The organism is Aliirhizobium cellulosilyticum, from assembly GCF_014198105.1.
Classification (GTDB): Bacteria; Pseudomonadota; Alphaproteobacteria; order Rhizobiales; family Rhizobiaceae; genus Neorhizobium; species Neorhizobium cellulosilyticum.
The window spans coordinates 857,933-874,317 of the sequence record NZ_JACIGW010000001.1 but is presented as its reverse complement, the minus strand read 5'-3'; the positions used below and the strand labels follow the sequence as shown (position 1 = coordinate 874,317).

At 59.3% G+C, this 16,385-nt stretch carries 15 protein-coding genes; 9 read left to right on the top strand and 6 right to left on the bottom strand.

The genetic code is table 11. From position 1 onward, the window contains the following. Positions 1-66: 66 nt before the first annotated feature. On the bottom strand, positions 67-528 hold the full coding sequence (locus GGE33_RS04085; RefSeq protein ID WP_183685215.1) for an Lrp/AsnC family transcriptional regulator: 462 nt from the start codon (positions 526-528) through the stop codon (positions 67-69). A gap of 98 nt (positions 529-626) precedes the next feature. Here GGE33_RS04085 and GGE33_RS04080 point away from each other — a divergent pair, with 98 nt between their 5' ends. Both GGE33_RS04080 and ade read left to right on the top strand, forming a co-directional pair. After that, on the top strand, positions 627-1,586 hold the full coding sequence (locus GGE33_RS04080) for a threonine ammonia-lyase (RefSeq protein WP_183821339.1): 960 nt from the start codon (positions 627-629) through the stop codon (positions 1,584-1,586). 80 nt (positions 1,587-1,666) lie between these two features. After that, positions 1,667-3,361, top strand: a complete 1,695-nt coding sequence (ade, locus tag GGE33_RS04075; protein ID WP_183821338.1) for an adenine deaminase — start codon at positions 1,667-1,669, stop codon at positions 3,359-3,361. Positions 3,362-3,533: 172 nt separating this feature from the next. Here the strand turns inward: ade and GGE33_RS04070 are convergent, their stop codons facing one another. After that, positions 3,534-4,376, bottom strand: a complete 843-nt coding sequence (locus tag GGE33_RS04070; protein ID WP_183821337.1) for an alpha/beta fold hydrolase — start codon at positions 4,374-4,376, stop codon at positions 3,534-3,536. A 212-nt stretch (positions 4,377-4,588) separates the two neighbouring features. On the opposite strand from GGE33_RS04070, the gene GGE33_RS04065 reads away from it, so the two are divergent. The 4 genes from GGE33_RS04065 (at position 4,589) to GGE33_RS04050 (ending at position 8,095) form a co-directional block, all read left to right on the top strand. Beyond that, positions 4,589-4,981 (top strand): ArsR/SmtB family transcription factor, encoded by a 393-nt coding sequence (locus GGE33_RS04065; RefSeq protein ID WP_183821336.1) that lies wholly within the window; start codon positions 4,589-4,591, stop codon positions 4,979-4,981. Between the two features lie 21 nt (positions 4,982-5,002). Beyond that, positions 5,003-5,536: an SRPBCC family protein gene (locus GGE33_RS04060; RefSeq protein WP_183821335.1), complete on the top strand. Its 534-nt coding sequence runs from the start codon at positions 5,003-5,005 to the stop codon at positions 5,534-5,536. A 151-nt stretch (positions 5,537-5,687) separates the two neighbouring features. Further along, the gene (locus GGE33_RS04055; protein WP_183821334.1) at positions 5,688-6,785 is read left to right on the top strand and encodes a carboxynorspermidine decarboxylase; all 1,098 of its coding nucleotides are present in this window, start codon (positions 5,688-5,690) and stop codon (positions 6,783-6,785) included. Positions 6,786-6,853: 68 nt separating this feature from the next. Further along, complete coding sequence (locus GGE33_RS04050; protein WP_183821333.1) at positions 6,854-8,095, top strand: saccharopine dehydrogenase family protein; 1,242 nt, start codon at positions 6,854-6,856, stop codon at positions 8,093-8,095. 195 nt (positions 8,096-8,290) lie between these two features. On the opposite strand, the gene bglA is transcribed toward GGE33_RS04050, so the two are convergent. Next, on the bottom strand, positions 8,291-9,949 hold the full coding sequence (bglA, locus tag GGE33_RS04045; protein ID WP_183821332.1) for a beta-galactosidase BglA: 1,659 nt from the start codon (positions 9,947-9,949) through the stop codon (positions 8,291-8,293). 146 nt (positions 9,950-10,095) lie between these two features. Here bglA and GGE33_RS04040 point away from each other — a divergent pair, with 146 nt between their 5' ends. After that, positions 10,096-11,010, top strand: coding sequence for a sugar kinase (locus GGE33_RS04040; RefSeq protein WP_183821331.1), 915 nt, complete (start codon positions 10,096-10,098; stop codon positions 11,008-11,010). Between the two features lie 27 nt (positions 11,011-11,037). On the opposite strand, the gene GGE33_RS04035 is transcribed toward GGE33_RS04040, so the two are convergent. Then, positions 11,038-11,601: a dual specificity protein phosphatase family protein gene (locus tag GGE33_RS04035; protein WP_343062204.1), complete on the bottom strand. Its 564-nt coding sequence runs from the start codon at positions 11,599-11,601 to the stop codon at positions 11,038-11,040. A gap of 235 nt (positions 11,602-11,836) precedes the next feature. On the opposite strand from GGE33_RS04035, the gene GGE33_RS04030 reads away from it, so the two are divergent. Next, the gene (locus tag GGE33_RS04030) at positions 11,837-12,874 is read left to right on the top strand and encodes a glycosyltransferase family 4 protein (protein ID WP_148145669.1); all 1,038 of its coding nucleotides are present in this window, start codon (positions 11,837-11,839) and stop codon (positions 12,872-12,874) included. 325 nt (positions 12,875-13,199) lie between these two features. Here the strand turns inward: GGE33_RS04030 and der are convergent, their stop codons facing one another. Both der and GGE33_RS04020 read right to left on the bottom strand, forming a co-directional pair. Continuing rightward, positions 13,200-14,627 (bottom strand): ribosome biogenesis GTPase Der, encoded by a 1,428-nt coding sequence (gene der, locus GGE33_RS04025; protein WP_183821330.1) that lies wholly within the window; start codon positions 14,625-14,627, stop codon positions 13,200-13,202. Positions 14,628-14,660: 33 nt separating this feature from the next. Then, positions 14,661-15,332 (bottom strand): tetratricopeptide repeat protein, encoded by a 672-nt coding sequence (locus GGE33_RS04020; protein ID WP_183821329.1) that lies wholly within the window; start codon positions 15,330-15,332, stop codon positions 14,661-14,663. Positions 15,333-15,703: 371 nt separating this feature from the next. Here GGE33_RS04020 and GGE33_RS04015 point away from each other — a divergent pair, with 371 nt between their 5' ends. Then, complete coding sequence (locus tag GGE33_RS04015) at positions 15,704-16,354, top strand: hypothetical protein (protein ID WP_183821328.1); 651 nt, start codon at positions 15,704-15,706, stop codon at positions 16,352-16,354. The last annotated feature ends 31 nt before the right edge of the window (positions 16,355-16,385 follow it).

Genomic DNA, 16,385 nt, shown 5'->3' with positions numbered 1-16,385 from the left:
TCGGGCGCCCGTTTTCGTTTGAGGTTCATCACCGCCACAGGGAAACCCCATCAGCCCCCTGCGACATCACTCCACCGGCACGACCAACCCGCGTTTCAGCGTCTTCAGCACCACGCTGGTGGTGAATTTGCGGATATTCGGATTGAGCTCCATCATCCGGTCGGCCAGCGCATCGAAGTGATCCACCGACTGAGCAAGAATCACAAGCGTATAATCCCCTCGCCCGGACGTGCCCCAAGCCTCCTGCACCTCCGGCGTCTCCGCCACCCAGCGCTGGAAAGGCGGCAGAAGCTCGGGCCGGTCACGCTCCAGTTCCACCTCGACCAGCATCGAGACAGCGCCGCCGACTTTCTTCGGATCGACAATCGAAACATCGCGCAGGATCACCTTGTCCTCGCGCAGCTTCTGCAGCCGCCTCTGTGCCGAGGACGGCGACAGTCCTACCTGCTCGGCGAGCTCGCTCAGCGTGATGGTAGCGTCCTGCTGCATCAGCCTGAGGATATTGCGGTCCGCCTTGGTCAACGCCATGGGTAATTTTCCCATCTCAAATCGGTAATCGGGAGATATTTCCGCATGCTCCGATATATTCAGGAATAACGCCAGCTTTTCCTTGCCATGCTTTTGAAATGACTCAACAACAGCTCGCTCCCTCCGCCGACGGCATTCTGGCCGCCTTCCGCGCCATTGATCCGGTTTTTACCAACAGCCCGCTGATCGAACAGCAGCCGGCCAATGCCGAACTCGGCCTGCGGCTGTTCGCCAAGGTGGAAACGCTCAACCCTATCCGCTCCTTCAAGGGCCGCGGCACCGACTGGTGGATGCAGAGCGAGCAGCCTAGCGATCATCCGGTCGTTTCCGCCTCGGCCGGCAATTTCGGCCAGGGCCTCGCTTATGCCGGCCGCGCCCGCGGTCGCAAGGTGGTGATCTTCTCCGCCACCACTGCCAATCCCGGCAAGGTGGAGGCTATGCGCCGGCTCGGAGCGGAAGTGCGGCTCGAAGGCGATGATTTCGATGCCGCCAAGGCTGCCGCCCGCGCCTATGCCGACCGACACGGCTGCCCCTTCGTCGAAGACGGCGCCCTGCGCACCATCGCCGATGGTGCCGGCACGATCGCGCTGGAAATCACCGAACGCCTGTCGCAAGAAGGCGTCGCCCTCGACGCCATCATCGTCCCGCTCGGCAATGGCGCACTGCTGACCGGCATCGGCACATGGATCAAGGCCAAGGCACCAGCCTGCAAAGTGATCGGCATCGTCGCTTCCAATGCGCCGGCAATGAAACAGTCGTGGGAAACCGGCCGGATCGTCTCGACAGAAACGGCCGATACCGCCGCCGACGGCATCGCCGTGCGCGAATGCGTGCCCTATGCATTGGATTGCATGAGGACGACGGTCGATGAGGTCTGGGCCGTCAGCGAGGAGGCGATCCGCAGTGCGCGGGATTTCTCTCTCACCCATTATGGCCTCGTCGTCGAAGAGGCAGGCGTTGCCGGCCTTGCAGGCCTGATCGAGAACGGCGTCAGCCTCAAGGGAAAGACCGTCGCCACGATACTCTGCGGCGGCAATGTCAGGGTCACTGCGCCATAAACAGGGTATTTCCGGTTCCCTCTCCCCGTTTTCACATTGAAGGGCTAAGTAGGGGGAATCGAAACTGCCAGGAGCACCCCATGACCACGCGCCTCGAAACCCTCATCGATCAGGGCACCGGCCGCGAGCCCGCGGATATCGTGCTGAAAGGCGGCAAATTCTTCGATCTCGTCACCGGTGAGCTTGTCGCCTCCGACATCGCCATCTGCGGCGATCGTATTGTCGGCACTTGCGGCGATTACACCGGCAAGACCGAGATCGACATTTCCGGAAAGATCGTCGTCCCCGGCTTCATCGATACGCATCTGCATATCGAAAGCTCTCTCGTCACGCCCCACGAATTCGACCGCTGCGTCCTGCCCTATGGCGTGACGACCGCGATCTGCGATCCGCACGAGATCGCTAATGTCATCGGTGAAGAAGGCATCCGCTATTTCCTCGATTCATCTCTCGAAACGATCATGGATATCCGCGTCCAGCTTTCCTCCTGCGTACCAGCCACGCATCTGGAAACCGCCGGCGCCGATCTGCCAATCGAAAAGCTCCTGCCCTTCCGCGATCATCCAAAAGTCATCGGCCTTGCCGAGTTCATGAATTTTCCGGGCGTCATCCATAAGGATCCAATCTGCCTCGCCAAGCTCGATGCCTTTTACGGCGATCACATCGACGGCCACGCCCCGCTTCTGCGTGGAAATGATCTGAACGGCTATCTTGCCGCAGGCATCCGCACCGAACACGAGAGCACCACCGCCGAAGAAGCGCTCGAAAAAATCCGCAAGGGCATGCACGTGCTTGTCCGCGAAGGCTCGGTCTCCAAGGATCTCGAAGCCCTGATGCCGATCATCACCGAGCGCTTGTCGCCCTATCTGGCGCTTTGCACCGACGACCGCAATCCGCTCGATATCGCCGAACAGGGCCATCTCGACTACATGATCCGCACAGCGATCAAGGCGGGCGTCGAACCGCTTGCAATCTATCGCGCCGCCTCGATCTCGGCAGCAAAAGCCTTTGGCCTCACCGATCGCGGCCTCGTCGCGCCCGGCTGGCGCGCCGATCTCGTCATTGTCGACACGCTCGAAAACTGCAAGGCAGAGATCGTTTTCTCCGCCGGCCGCCGCGTGACCGACGAGCTCTTCGCCACCCGCAAGCCGATCGCCCCGGTCGGCCTTGATAGCGTCAAGGCGCGTCCCGTCCAGGCCATGCAGTTCGGCGTCCCCTATTCGGAATCGGAAACCCCGGTCATCGGCGTCATGCCCGGAAAAATCATCACCGAACACCGCCGCTACCGCCTTCCCGCCGCCGGAAACCAGGCAGGCGTCGATCTTGATCGCGACATCATCAAGGTCGCCGTCATCGAGCGCCACGGCAAGAACGGCAACCACGCCAACGGCTTCGTCCAGGGCTTTGGCCTGAAGAAGGGCGCGATCGCCTCCACAGTCGGCCATGACAGCCACAATATCTGCGTCGTCGGCGTATCCGAAGACGACATGGCGCTCGCCGCCAACCGGCTGGGAGAAATCAACGGCGGCTTCGTCGTCGTCGAGGACGGCAGGGTCACCGGCGAGATCGCACTCCCAATTGCCGGCCTGATGAGCCTCGAACCGTATGAGTGGGTTCGCGACACCCTGCACGACTTGAGAAAACACGCCTATGCTCTTGGAACGACTCTGGAAGAACCTTTCCTGCAGGTGGCGTTTTTGCCCTTGCCCGTGATCCCGCACCTGAAGATTTCGGACAGGGGCATGGTCGATGTCGACAAGTTCCAGCTGATTTAAGGGGCCCAAATTCGCCTCACCCAAAGCCCCTCATCCGCCTGCCGGCACCTTCTCCCCGCAAGCGGGGAGAAGGACACCAGCCGCAACCTCAGTGCCGAAATCGGCCACGTCCCCTCTCCCCGTCATTACGGGGAGAGGGTTAGGGTGAGGGGCAAACCACAGCAGCGTCCGCCTACCCCTTAAAAAACGCCAGCAGATCGGCATTGATGATATCCGCATGGGTCGTCGCCATACCATGCGGCAGCCCGTCATAGACTTTCAGCACCCCGTTCTTCAGAAGCTTGGACGAGAGCGGCGCGGAATCCTCGAACGGCACGATCTGGTCATCCGTCCCGTGCATGACCAGCACCGGAACATCGATCACCTTGAGGTCTTCCGTAAAATCCGTTTCCGAAAACGCCTTGATGCAGTCGTAATGGGCCTTGGTGCCACCCATCATACCCTGCCGCCACCAGTTGCGGATCACCCCTTCGGAAACCTCCGCTGCCGGCCGGTTATAGCCGTAGAAAGGGCCGGTCGGGATATCGAGGAAGAACTGCGCCCGGTTCGCCGCCTGCGCTTTGCGGAACCCGTCGAACACTTCGAGCGGCAACCCGCCGGGGTTCTTGTCGCTTTTCACCATGATCGGCGGCACCGCCCCGATCAGCACTGCCTTGGCAACACGGCCCTGCGGCTGGCCGAACTTGGCGACATAGCGCGTCACCTCCCCGCCTCCGGTCGAATGGCCGACATGGATTGCGCCCTTCAAGTCGAGATGCGCCGCAAGTTCCGCCATGTCGGCGGCATAGGTGTTCATCTCGTTACCGGTTTCCGTCTGGCTGGAACGCCCGTGCCCGCGCCGGTCATGCGCGATTACTCGATATCCCTCGTGAAGGAAGAACAGCATCTGCGCATCCCAGTCATCGGCGGACAACGGCCAGCCATGATGGAAGACGATCGGCTGGGCGTCCTTCGATCCCCAGTCCTTGTAAAAGATCTGCGTGCCGTCCTTGGTGGTGATGAAACTGCTGCTCATGATTTTCCCTCAAGTTGATCTGGCAAAATGCATGCGAAGTCTTTTGGATGCGGCACGTGGCTGTCCCAGCCCCCGGCGCGGCGCCACGATATGACGGCTTGTCGACTTTGGGAATTGGGACAAAGGGCTGAAATGCGAACTCAGTTCCTCTACTTCGCAAATATTAAACCAATCGGTTGACAATCAAAATAAAGAGGCACACATTCAACCACATGGTTGAATTATACACTCACAAGATCGACACCGTCTTCCATGCGCTGAGCGACGCCACCCGTCGCCATATGCTGCGCGAGTTGACGCGAGGCGAACGCACGGTCGGGCAGCTGGCAGAACCGCACGCCATGTCGCTTGCGGCCGCATCGAAACATATCAAGGTGCTGGAAGGCGCCGGTCTGGTGCGGCGGGAAATCCAGGGCCGCACCCATCTCTGCCGGCTTGATCCCGGTCCGCTCGCCACCGCACATGAATGGCTCTCTTTCTACGAACATTTCTGGACGACTCGTCTGGATGCGCTGGAGCACCTGCTGAAGCAGGACGACGCTCGCAAGGCCGCAGCCGATCAAAACGCCAAGATGCCCCCATCGAAACCTGGAAATGACACCTGAATCAAAACTGGGAGAAGACCGATGAACAGCATGAATCTATTGGAAAAATATGGAACCGTGACGGCACCTGCCGAGATCACCATTCAGCGTAAGCTGCCCGGCCCGATCGAGAGGATCTGGGATTACCTGACCGATAGCGATTTGCGCCGCCAATGGCTTGCCTCCGGCATCATGCCGGAAACACCCGGCGGCACATTCGAACTCGTCTGGCGTAACGATGAATTGACCGATGGAGCGGAGGCACGCCCGGAAGGTTTTCCGGAAGAACAGCGGATGACCAGCGATATCCTCCTCTTCGATGCCCCCCACCGCTTGGCCTTCACCTGGCCGCCCCGCGGCGAAGTGGCGATCGAGTTGAAGGCGATAGGTTCGGACGTCCTTCTCACCCTCGTCCACAAGCGCATTTCCGACCGCAAAAACATGACCATGGTCGGCGCCGGCTGGCACATGCATCTCGATATTCTTGCCGCCAAAGCCTCCGGCCGCAAACCGGAACCTTTCTGGCAGGGCTGGCTGAAACTGCGTGAGGAATACGAACGGCTTATCCCCGAATGAAACGTAGAAATTAGAAAACACCAAGCCCCGCAGCCTCGCTGCGGGGCTTTTCTTTACCCCGAAAAGCCATAGGGTCTTGAAGATGTCATCTGCGTCAGGCAATAGGCCCCTTCAAGTTTTAGAAGAACCGTAAGAAGGCCGATCACGCGAAATGCTGCAGACTCCCTACTACCTCATCGACAAGTCCAAGCTGCTCCAGAACATGGAACGGATTGCCACTGTACGTGAGAAGTCGGGCGCCAAGGCGTTACTGGCGCTGAAATGCTTCGCCACCTGGTCCGTCTTCGATTTCATGCGCGACTACATGGACGGCACGACCTCCTCGTCGCTCAACGAAGTCCGCCTCGGCCACGAGCGTTTCGGCAAGGAAACCCACGCATATTCGGTCGCCTATGCCGATTACGAGATCGACGAGGTGGTGTCGCACGCCGACAAGATCATCTTCAACTCGATTGGCCAACTGCAGCGTTTCGAGAGCCAGTCGTCGGGCATCACCCGCGGCCTGCGCCTCAACCCCGGCGTATCCTCATCGTCCTTTGACCTCGCCGACCCCGCCCGCCCCTTCTCGCGGCTGGGCGAATGGGATCTGGCCAAGGTCGAACCGGTCATGGACATGATCACCGGCTTCATGATCCACAACAACTGCGAGAACAAGGATTTTGCCCTGTTCGACCGCATGCTCGGCGATATCGAGCAAAAATTTGCACCGCTTTTGAAAAAGGCCGAATGGGTCTCGCTCGGCGGCGGCATCCATTTCACCGGCGATGATTACCCGGTCGACCAGTTTGCCGAGCGCCTCAAGCGTTTTTCGGGCGAATATGGCGTCCAGGTCTATCTGGAGCCGGGCGAAGCCTCGATCACCAGATCGACGACGCTGGAAACCACCGTCCTCGACACGCTTTACAACGGCAAGAACCTTGTCGTGGTGGATAGTTCCATCGAAGCGCACATGCTGGATCTCCTGATCTATCGTGAGAATGCCAAGGTTCACCCCAACCAGGGACCCCATCGTGCGATGGTCTGCGGCAAGTCATGCCTTGCCGGAGACATCTTCGGGGAATTCGATTTCCCCGAAGAAGTAAAGGTCGGCGACCGCATCTCGTTCCAGGATGCTGCCGGCTACACGATGGTCAAGAAAAACTGGTTTAACGGCGTGAAAATGCCGGCAATCGCCATCCGGGAACTGGATGGCAGCCTCAGGACGGTCCGTGAGTTTGACTACACGGACTACGAACAGAGCCTTTCCTGATCAGAAAGGGCCAAAGGCCCACAGGTAAAGACTCGTCTGACGATTGGACGCAAGGAGTGGTCCCCAGAATGAAAAAGAACGTGCTCATCATAGGCGCCGGCGGCGTCGCACAGGTCGTTGCCCACAAGTGTGCGCAGAACAACGATGTCCTCGGTGACATCCATATCGCATCGCGCACCAAGTCGAAATGCGACGCCATCATCGCTTCGGTTCACGAAAAGAAGGCGATGAAGCAGGCTGGAGTGCTCGAAGGTCACGCTCTCGATGCTCTCGACATCGAAGCCACCAAGGCGCTCATCACCAAGACTGGCAGCCAGATCGTCATCAACGTCGGCACCGCTTTCTTGAACATGTCGGTGCTGCGCGCCTGCATGGATACCGGCGTCGCCTATATCGACACCGCCATCCACGAAGAGCCGAACAAAATCTGCGAGACCCCGCCGTGGTACGGTAACTACGAGTGGAAGCGTGCTGCCGAATGCAAGGAAAAGGGCATCACCGCCATCCTCGGCGCCGGCTTTGATCCGGGCGTCGTCAACGCCTACGCGCGCCTCGCCAAGGACGAGTATCTCGACACCGTCACCGACGTCGATATCGTCGACATCAATGCCGGCAGCCACGGCAAGTATTTCGCCACCAATTTCGACCCGGAAATCAATTTCCGCGAATTCACGGGCGTCGTTTATTCGTGGCAGGGCGGCGAATGGAACGTCAACAAGATGTTCGAAATTGGCAAGGACTACGACCTGCCGGTCGTCGGCACGCGTCGCGCCTATCTCTGCGGCCATGACGAAGTGCATTCGCTGGCCAAGAACATGGAAGGCGCCGATGTGCGCTTCTGGATGGGCTTTGGCGATCACTATATCAACGTATTCACCGTTCTCAAAAACATCGGCCTTCTCTCCGAGCAGCCGGTGAAGCTCGCCAATGGTGACGAAGTCGTTCCGCTCAAGGTCGTAAAAGCCTGCCTGCCCGATCCGTCGTCGCTGGCGCCGGAATACGAAGGCAAGACCTGCATCGGTGACTTCGTCAAGGGTTTGAAGGACGGCAAGGAACGCACGGTGTTCATCTACAACGTCGCCGACCACAAGGAAGCCTTTAACGAAGTCGGCTCCCAGGGCATTTCCTACACCGCCGGCGTTCCCCCGGTCGCAGCAGCAATGCTAGTCGCCACCGGCGAATGGGATGTGAAGAAGATGGCAAACGTCGAAGAACTGGCCCCGCGCCCGTTCCTCAACATCCTGAACAAGATCGGCCTGCAGACCTGCATCCGCGACGAACAGGGCGAGCGCGAACTGCATTTCGACTGAGATTCGGCGATTGCCTGAATGATAAAATAACAAAGGCCCGCGATCGCTCGCGGGCCTTTCCATTTGATAGGTCGTCATCCTCGGGCTTGTCCCGAGGATCTACTGCCGTCCCAGTTCTGGTGATGCGCTCTTATCCTCAGGACAAGCCCGAGGATAAGAGCGTGGCAAACTGGCGCCCGCCCTCCAAGTTAGCCTTCAAACCCGTGCGCAGAACACGTCCACTGCATCCAGCACCACCGCCTCGTTCTCCAGCCGCGACACGAACCCCGGCATGTCCAGCGGCGTCACGGAAGCGAACCGTGCCGGCAGCGTGAACTTCTGCCTCTCGCGTGTCAGGTTGAACACGAACAACAGCCGCTCCCCGTCCTTCTCGCGTGTGAAGGCCAGCAGATCCTGGTTGGTCTCGATGAACGCCATGTCGCCATCGACGAGCGACGCATGCGCCTTGCGGAAGGCGAGCGTCGCCCGGTAGTGAGCGAGCACGGATGTCGCCAGCCTCTCCTGCACATCGACCGCGCGGGCGGCATGCTCATTCGGCACCGGCAACCATGTCGTGGAACCCCCGGTAAAGCCCGCATGAGGAGCCTTTGCCTCCCACACCATCGGCGTACGGCATCCGTCGCGGCCCTTGAAGGCCGGCCAGAAGCGGATGCCATAGGGATCGCGCAGATCCTCGAAGGCAAGCTCCGCTTCGGTCAGCCCCAGTTCCTCGCCCTGATATAGGCAGATCGAACCGCGCAAGACCGAAATCAGGCTGATCGACAGCTTGGCGACCCGATCCTGTTCCTCAGGCGTCTCGATGAAACGGGTGACGTGACGGATGACATCGTGATTGGAAAAAGCCCAGCAGACCCAGCCTTCGCTCACCGTGTCCGCCACCGTCGTCATGATCTTGCGGATGTAACCCGCATCGAAGGCAGGGCCCAGAAAGTCGAACGTGTAGCACATATGCAGCTTGTCGCTGCCGGTCGTATATTCCGCAAGGGTTTTCAGCGAGCGGGGTCCATCACCCACCTCACCCACGGTCATCCGGTCATCATAGGTATCGAGCAATGCCCGAAGGCGCTTCAGGAAAGCGATATTTTCCGGCTGCGTCTTGTCGTAGAGATGGTTCTGCATCGAATACGGATTGGTATCGGTCTCCATGCCCGCGCCATCGGTGTCATAGACCATCGGCGGGTTGTTCCGCAGTTGCTTGTCGTGGAAATAATAGTTCACCGTATCGAGCCGGAACCCGTCCACCCGACGATCGAGCCAGAATTTCACCGTATCCAGCAGCGCGTCCTGAACCTCGGGATTGTGGAAGTTGAGATCCGGCTGCGAAATCAGGAAATTATGCATGTAATATTGCTTGCGCACGCCATCCCATTCCCAGCCCGGCCCGCCGAAGATGGAGAGCCAGTTGGTCGGCGCTGTGCCGTCGGGCTTCGGGTCGGCCCAGACGAACCAGTCGGCTTTGGGATTGGTGCGACTGGTGCGGCTTTCGATGAACCACGGATGCCGGTCGGATGTGTGGGAGATTACCTGGTCGATGATGACCTTCAGGCCCAGCCGGTGCGCTTCGTCGATCATCTCGTCGAAATCGGCAAGTGTGCCGAACATCGGGTCGACATTGCAATAATCGGAAACGTCATAGCCCATATCGGCCATCGGCGAGGTGAAGAAGGGCGACAGCCAGATTGCATCGACGCCAAGCGAGGCGACATGGGCCAGACGTCGGGTAATGCCCTTGATATCGCCTAGTCCGTCGCCGGTCGTGTCCTGGAATGAACGCGGATAGATCTGGTAGATCACCGCCCCGCGCCACCAGTCCGTGCCTGCGCCTACGGCTTTCTTCTGCACTTCCGTCGCCATACGATCATGCTCCCTTATGCGATGTTCCAGCCCCAACCTAGAGCCCCTGCGACAAAAGACAACGCGTATTGAGCCCCCCGCACGGACTTGTCAGACACGGTGCGAAAGCTTATGCGACCACAGGACTTTACCGGAGGGACGATATTTTGGCAGGCAGACTTCTTTCTATTGGCGAATGCATGGTGGAACTGTCGCAGGCGGGTGAAGGCCTGCTGCGCAAGGGCTTTGCCGGCGATACGTTGAACACGGCCTGGTATGCCCGCGCCTGCTTCCCTTCAGACTGGTCGATCGACTATTTCACCGCAGTCGGCGATGATCCGATGTCGAATGAAATGCTCGCCATGATGGACGGCGCCGGTATCGGCACCAGCCAAATCCTGCGCATTGCTGGCAAGACGCCCGGTCTCTACCTCATCACATTGAAGGACGGCGAGCGCACCTTCAGCTACTGGCGCGACACCGCTGCAGCAAAAAAGCTGGCCGACGACGCCGATCACCTGCGTGCCGCGATGGAGAGTGCTCAGATCATCTATTTCTCCGGCATCACGCTTGGCATTCTGGCACCGGAAGCAGTCGATACGCTTCTCGCGGAGGCCCGCCGTGCCAAGGCATCCGGCAAGACGGTCGTCTTCGACCCGAACATTCGCCCGCGCCTGTGGTCAAACAAGAACTATATGCTGAAGACGATCGAAGACGGCGCCCGCGCCTCGACGCTCGTATTGCCGAGCTTCGATGACGAAGCCGTTCATTTCGGCGACAAGGACGTGGCCGCAACGATTGCCCGCTACAAGGCACTGGGTGTCGAGAACGTCGTGGTCAAGGATGGCCCAGGTGGTGTTACGCTTGCATTCGGCTCCACGCCCGTCGTCCATGTCCCGTCGGTCAAGGTCGACAAGGTCGTCGACACGACAAGCGCCGGCGACAGCTTCAACGGCAGTTTTCTGGCCAGTCTCGCCAAGGGCGGCACGCCGTCAGAAGCAGCCGCATATGGTGCCGCTGTCGCATCCACCGTCATCTGCCATCACGGCGCACTGATCAGCCCGAATCTGCTGCCGAAGTAACGAAGACCAATAGAGAAGAAGAGACGGTCAGAAACCGATCGTCTCTTCGAACTCGTCCCAGGACTGGTACATCGCATAACGGCCGATGCCGCGGATCGGGATATGCCCGTAATAGGGTGAAAGCTGCAGTTCGGAGAAAAGCTCGCTACGCTTGGCAACCGCACCGACATAGATTGCCGATGCAAGCCCGGTGCGGTTGGCGCCGTGTTCGCAGTGTATCAGGATCGGCTTTTCTGCCGTCCTCATGATTTCGGCCAGCCGTTCGCTCTGCTCGACCGGCACGAATCTTCCGGAGCTTAGCGGAAAATCGATCAGCGTTACGCCGTTCTCTTCGGCCGACGCCTTCTCTTCCTCATACCAATCCCCGCGGCGCTCATTGCGCAGGTTTATGATCGTCTTGACGCCGTATCGCGTCGCCGCTTTATCAATCTGCGCGTCACCCGGCTGGCCTGAGCGGTAAAGCTCGCCCGGAATGACTTCATGGAAATTACCGATCATCTGGTTGACGCCCATATGGATGCCGATAGCGGCAATCGGGGCGATAAGAACGGCAGCGGCAATCTTGATCAAACGCAGGGTCACTAAAGTCACTCACAACATCATATGCCGCTGAGATAAGACTTCACCTGCCGCACTGCAAACACGAAATGACGGTGCGTGTCGTTTAACCAGATGAGAAGGCGATGAGGAGCGCCATGCAACGACCTTCAGGGCATGCTTCATCCGCCTGTCATGAACTTTGCCGATAGAGGGCTGTAACCGCATCCTTTCGCGCGAGTCGCCAAGGAAGCGACCACCGGATCGGCAACGAGGCTTTGGGCCACGCATGACCAGAATTACCATCGTGACAGATGCATGGTACCCGCAGGTAAACGGCGTCGTCCGCTCGATCGAGAACACCAACCGCGAACTGACCCGCATGGGCGTAGAGGTGGTCATGGTCACGCCGAAGGATTTTCACAATATCCCCTGCCCCACCTATCCAGAAATCCGGCTTTCGGTCACCACCTTTGCGCAGGTCGCTGGCGCAATCGAAAAGACCCTGCCGACCGCCGTGCATATCGCGACCGAGGGGCCGCTCGGACTGATGGCCCGCCGCTGGTGCCTGAAGAATGGCATGCCCTTTTCAACCAGCTACCACACCCGCTTTCCCGAATATGTGGCAGCTCGCTTTCCGGTTCCGATCCGCTGGATGCAGGCTTTTGTCCGCTGGTTCCACAATGCCGGCAATGGCTGCATGGTCGCGACCGCAAGCCTCGAGCGTGAACTTTCGAGGATAGGCATCCGCAATCTCCTGCGCTGGAGCCGTGGCATCGACCAGACCACGTTTCACCCGATGAACCTCGAGGAACGTCCCTTCGACCTCCCTCGCCCTATTTTCCTGACCGTCGGCCGCGTTGCGGTCGAGAAAAACCTTCCCGCCTTCCTCGATCTCGACCTGCCCGGCTCGAAGGTCGTGGTCGGTGATGGCCCAGCCCTGGCTGAACTGAAGAAACGTTATCCGAACGTCCTCTTTACCGGCATGAAGACCGGTGAGGATCTCGCCCGCGCCTATGCCCAGGCGGACGTGTTCGTTTTCCCGTCCAGGACCGATACGTTTGGCAACACCATTCTCGAAGCGCTGGCGAGCGGCGTTCCCGTCGCAGCCTATCCGGTCATGGGACCGGTCGACATCATCGAGCAAGGTTCCGGCGCAGGTGCGCTGGATGACGATCTCAAGGCCGCATGCCTGAGAGCACTCGGTTGCCGTCGCGAGGACGCAAGCCGGCTTGCCCGCAGCTACACCTGGGAAGCGGCCTCGAAACAGTTTCTCGGCAATGTCCTCAAAGCCCAGGCCAACCGTGCGTTGCCCGCAGCGGAATGAACTGCCATCATCGCAGATGCGATAGGCACTTCAACGAGTTTCAGGATTACAGCGGTTCAGCCGCCATTCCCGTCACGCTGGCGAAAATAGAAAACACTGCCGACACCAAGACAGATAGCCACGACGAGACCCACTGCAATCATGATGACCCTCCCGATCATGAATCGGCGCTGCAAGGTAGCCCGACCGAAATCCGGCTTGCAGGTCCTCCAACCGCACAAGCCAGAGATGCAGTGCATCACGATTTACTAAAAAGTGCAAGCTGACGCCCTGATGGTTGACCTCAGCGATATCGGGAGCGGTTCAGATCCGCCAGTGAAGAAGCTTAGCGCTTCTTCCTGCGGTTCTCGAACGGGTTGTCACCTGCCTTGAAATGGATGCGGATCGGTACGCCCGGCATCTGGAAATCATTGCGCAATCCGTTGATCATGTAGCGGATATAGCTTTCCGGCAACGCATCTGGACGTGTGCAGGACACCATGAAGGCCGGCGGGCGCGCCTTAACCTGGGTCATGTATTTCAGCTTCAGACGGCGGCCGGAAACTGCCGGTGGCGGATGCTGGACCTGCGTTCCTTCCAGCCATTTATTGAGCTTGGCCGTCGAGATGCGCTTGTTCCAAACCTTGTCGGTGGCGACGATTTCCTGCATCAGCTTGTCGAGGCCATAGCCCGTCTGGCCGGAAATCGGCACGGCACGCAGGCCGCGCGCCTGCGGCAAGAGCCGTTCGGTCTTTTCGCGCAACTCGGCCAGAACCGCCTGCGGATCTTCGATCAGGTCCCACTTGTTGAACGCGAGCACGGCGGCACGGCCTTCGCGCAAAACGAGGTCGGCGAGCTGCAGGTCCTGTTTTTCGAACGGGATCGTCGCATCGAAGACGATGACGACGGTTTCGGCAAAGCGGATCGACCGAAGCGAATCTGCGACGGACAGCTTTTCGAGTTTTTCAGTCACCCGCGCCTTGCGACGCATCCCGGCGGTATCGAACATCTTGATCGTGCGGCCACGCCAGTCCCATTCGACCGAGATCGAATCGCGGGTAATCCCCGCTTCCGGCCCGGTCAGGAGCCGGTCTTCGCCGAGGAACCGGTTGATCAGCGTCGACTTTCCGGCATTCGGGCGGCCGATAATGGCGACGCGCAGCGGCTTGGTCTCGTCATATTCGGCATCATCGTCAGCCTCGTCGCCGAGAACGGAATCCCTGACGTCGACATCCGTGATCGCCTCGAAGTCGTCACCGTCTTCCGGGAACGCTCTTTCCCGGCCGATCGCCTCGACGATTGCGTCGCGCAGATCGATCATGCCCTGGCCGTGTTCGGCGGAAATCGGAACCGGCTCGCCAAGGCCGAGCGTGAAAGCATCGTAGAAGCCGCCATCCGATCCCTTGGCTTCGGACTTGTTGGCAACCAGCACGACCGGCTTGCCGGAGCGGCGCAAAAGCTCGCCGAAAGTCTTGTCGAGCGGTGTCAGTCCGGACTTGGCATCGACGACGAACAGCGTCAGATCCGCCTCGTCGATCGCGGCTTCCGTCTGGGCGCGCATGCGGCCTTCGAGCGTATCGGCACCGGCCTCTTCCAGACCCGCCGTATCGATGATGGTGAAACGCAGGTCAACGAGCTTCGCATCGCCCGGACGGCGGTCGCGGGTAACACCCGGCGTGTCATCGACAAGCGCCAGCTTCTTGCCAACCAGACGGTTGAAAAGCGTGGACTTGCCGACATTCGGACGTCCGACGATGGCGACGGTGAAGCTCATAGTGTTTTCCTCAAGCCCTTATCCGCAACGGAATTAGGGCGCCTTGCCGGTGGCGGCGATATTGTCGAGCATGATTTGCGCGCGGTTGACAACATTGCGAGGCGCGCCCGCATCGTTTACGATTTGCTGGAACAACTGCTTGGCCTGCGACATGTTTCCGGCCTTGTAGGCGGAAAGGCCGAGCGCTTCGCGTGCGGAATTGGCCAGAACATGGCCCTGCGCCGAAAGGATTTCCGCTTCGGCCGCAACCTGCTCGTAAGTGCCGGTATCGACCAGAATGAAGGCGGCGCGCATCTTGGCGAGATCGCGGACAGCCTGTGGCGCTGCATTGTCGTTTCCAACTTGGCGGTAGATCTCGACGGCAGCAGCCGCATCACCCTTGGCCTGCTGCACGGAAGCTGCGCGCATCTTTGCGAGTACCGGATAGGCGCCCGTGCCATCCTTCTCGATTGCAGCGAGGGCTGAAAGCGCCTCGTCGTTCTTGCCTTCCGAAGCAAGCGTCAGAGCCGCGATGAAGCGGTCGCCAGACTGCGAAGAGGCATGGTTGTCCCAATATTCATAACCGCGCCAGGCGGCCGTACCGATGACGATCGCCACCGCGACACCAATCGCGATCCGGCCGTAACGCCTCCAGGCGTTCTTCAGCTGGTCTGAGCGAAGCTCTTCGTTCACTTCACGGAAAAAACTGTCGTCGTTATGCGCCATCGAAGTCTCCGGCCCGCGTCAAGGGGCCAATCCTGGGTCGGTCGTCCGGCCAAAGCTCCGCCTGAGGCAAACAATTGGTCGGGAAAGCGCCTTCTAGCCTATTTTCCTTAGGATGTAAGGCCCCCCATGCAAAACGAGGAAGCTTATTGAAGCAACGCACTGATAAAGCTCGAAACCCACCGATCACGGACGCGTTACTCTGCCCCTTGCCGCCACAATCAATTAGCGTATGCTTTCGAAGGCGAAATTTCGCGCAATGACATGCATCTCTGGACATGACGGCCAGTGTTTAGCTCTTATTGCCGCCTTCGTTCCGACAGACTGCATCTCGTCATTGCGATCGCTCAGAGGAGACTCGGGAGGTCGGCTCGATGCAAAGAGTTTACGCAGCTCTGGCTTTTGCCACACTGGCTATGTTTATGTGTCCACTATCTGCAGAGGCCGGAGATTGGTTAGATTGGCAGTGGTACGGCATCACCGGCCCCTGCGACGACAAGTGTGCCGTTATGGTTTTCGGGGGCAAGTTTGTCGAAACACCCATGGAGGACATCTTTCTCCGAGGTGATCTCTCCCCTTTAAACTGGGATTACGGCGACAGCGGTTTCGTCGGCCTGTCCGCATCCCGTACGGTCGCGAGCTTCTGGCGGGAACGTTTTGCGATCGAAACCGAACTCGGTGTCGGCAAGCGGTTTGGCAGCATGCACGAATCCGAAGTGTGGGCGGCCCTGTTTCTCCGCTACAGCGATTTCCCCTGGAACGATTACATCTACACGACCATAGCTGCCTCCACCGGCCTCAACTACGCCAGCGGTATTTCACAGGAGGAAAAGGCTCGCGCAGGCAATGATCGCGGCGACCGGCTGCTGCATTATCTCGCCCCGGAAATCACCTTCGCATTACCTGAGAACAAGTCGAGAGAGCTTGTCATCCGCTTCCATCATCGCTCCGGTGGCTATGGTTTGGTCAGCGATGCAGATGGTGGCGTCCAGTATTTGACGATCGGGCTTCGGCTGCGGTTCTGATGCCGTTGATTGCAGATAAGCGGCATCCTCT